We start from the raw sequence: 2,504 nt of genomic DNA on the forward strand, positions 1-2,504 counted from the left end.
ACGATTTAACCGCACTTATCGTGGTGATATTTTAGATTGCAATCAATTTACTTCATTGCAGCAAGTTCAGAAACTTAGCGATGACTGGATCGTTGAATATAATACGATCAGACCACATCAATCTTTAAAGAATCTTTCACCAGACACATTTGCTGAGAAACGTGAAAAACAGTTAGAAAAAATTTCGACAAAAACAGAGGGATAATTCCAGTTTTAAACTGTCTCACTTATGGGGGGTTGACAGGGGCATCAGCAAGAAACGCTATGTAGAATGATTGATGAAACTTAGGCATAACACTTTTACCTTTTAATAAAAAATAAAATTAATTATTTTTTTATTTTTTAACAAATAAAGCAATTACCAGCAAGACTACCCGTTTTAGCAGTTACAACAAATTTTTTTTGCATAACAAACTAAAATATTAAGCACATTGACAACTTCCAATCATCCGCTTAGTATCCCAAAGAAAACAACTAAAGATTTATTAAAAACAGTTTCATCACCTATAATAAAACAATGAAATACTATACTACCTCGTTTATTAACGTAAAATCCTGCCAATGCGCCTTAATGCTAGCCTTACTGGCTTTATTTGTTATTACAATGGGCAGCACAGACGTAGTTTATGCCAATGGTCGCTATAGCGACCCCAATAATCTGTTTTTATTTTTAGCAAAAACAGATAAAAATACCAAAGATTTTGAAGTTAGCGTCCATCAACAACAAAGCAATCCAGAGATTCTTCATGTTCACTGGGATATTGCACCAGGTTTGCAACTTTACAAAGATAAAATTCAATTTTCCATTCAGCCCAAAACACACCAAATTCAATTGGGCCGAATCGATATGCCACAAGGCAATTACAATAATGATACAGTCATTGGCAATTATCAGGTATATAAAAATGCCTTAGATATTCAAATCCCTGTCAAAAACTCTAAAAACCTGCCCTACAGCCTGACAATAGATTATCAAGGCTGCCAACCAGGGCGTTATTGCTACCCTCCGCAAACACAAACCTTTTACTTTAATCAAGCTCAGTCCACTGCATCTAAACCATCACAAGAGCAAGAAAAAACAAGCTTATTTACCACAGCTAATTTAACAACGATTCAACATCTTTTCTCAGAACAAAATATTCCCTTAATCTTATTCAGCTTTTTTATCTTTGGCCTATTGCTTTCTTTAACTCCCTGTGTGCTACCTATGCTTCCTATTCTGATGGGCATCGTGCTTGGACAAAAAAACAATACAGCAAAGCAAGCATTTTTACTTTCACTCGCTTATGTTCTCGGCATCGCAATCAGTTATGCAATTGCAGGCATTATTGCTGCAAAATTAGGCCAATCTTTACAAGTTTTTTTACAAAACCCTTGGGTTATCAGCGTATTTAGTCTGATTTTTATTGTTCTCGCTCTTTCTTTATTCGGTGCTTATAACTTACAACTACCAATAAAAATTCAAAACTCTCTCCATAATATCAACCAAAAATTCAGAGGCGGTTCTTATTTAAGTGCAGCAATGATGGGGATGATATCAAGCCTTGTCGCTTCACCTTGTCTTACCGCCCCGCTTGCTGGGGCATTAGTTTATTTAAGTAGTACAGGTAATCAATTTATTGGTGGCAGCGCCCTATTTAGCTTAGGTATAGGTTTTGGCATTCCCATGCTTATTTTAGGTGCCTCAGGAGGTAAATTAATACTAAAAGCCGGCAACTGGATGAAGCATATTAAAACTCTGCTTGGCTTAATTTTAATCGCAATGGCTATTTGGATGCAGAGCAGGGTTCTTTCAGACACAATCATGCCATTAATCTGGGGAGCCTTTTTAGTTATCACACCTATTGCTCTAGGTATACTAGAGCCTGCTAAGACACTTTGGCAGCGCATCTATAAAGCACTTGGCATTACTATCTTGATTGTAGGGACAGGATTGATTTTAAAAACACTTATCTCTCCCAATATCAATAACAATCAGACCAATTCAAAACAACAAACCTTAAATAAAAATAATAATAGCCACTATTTTAATACTGTATATACCATGAATCAGCTGCAAACAGCGCTAGATAAAGCAAAAATCAAAAAACAGCCGGTAATGGTCGACTATTATGCAAGCTGGTGTACCACTTGCAAAGAACTCGATGCAACAACCTTTAAAAACAATAATGTACTAGTAGCACTTAAAAATTTTTCCATTATTCGCGTGGATATTACTAAAAATGATCTACATGCAAAACAAATCCAACAAGCTTTTCATGTCTTTGGCCCACCAACCATCCAATTTTTTAATACGCATGGAAAATTAATCCCTCATGCCGAAGTTGTTGGTTATATTGCAGCAGACAATCTAGTTAATAAAATTCATCTAGTGAAATAACCATCGGTAACCCTCCCTTAAAATAGTACAAGTGATAAGTGGAATCTTCTGTTAAATTAACTTAGACAGGAGAGAGAAGATGAAACGATCAAAACTACGTAAGCGTCGCTACCTCGGTAGGTAT

Annotated in this window: 2 protein-coding genes; both read left to right on the plus strand. The window is 35.8% G+C overall.

The features are described from left to right. Positions 1-205: integrase core domain-containing protein (locus C200_RS07810; protein ID WP_033923723.1), on the plus strand; the 205-nt coding region annotated here is incomplete at its 5' end. Between the two features lie 366 nt (positions 206-571). Further along, positions 572-2,380, plus strand: coding sequence for a protein-disulfide reductase DsbD (gene dsbD, locus C200_RS07815; RefSeq protein WP_016212062.1), 1,809 nt, complete (start codon positions 572-574; stop codon positions 2,378-2,380). Positions 2,381-2,504: the final 124 nt, after the last annotated feature.

The sequence above is a fragment of the Piscirickettsia salmonis LF-89 = ATCC VR-1361 genome (assembly GCF_000297215.2).
Lineage (GTDB): Bacteria > Pseudomonadota > Gammaproteobacteria > Piscirickettsiales > Piscirickettsiaceae > Piscirickettsia > Piscirickettsia salmonis.

Coding starts and splice junctions, on each gene's coding strand:
- dsbD (WP_016212062.1), top strand. CDS start 572: ATGCTAGCCTTACTGGCTTTATTTGTTATTACAATGGGCAGCACAGAC.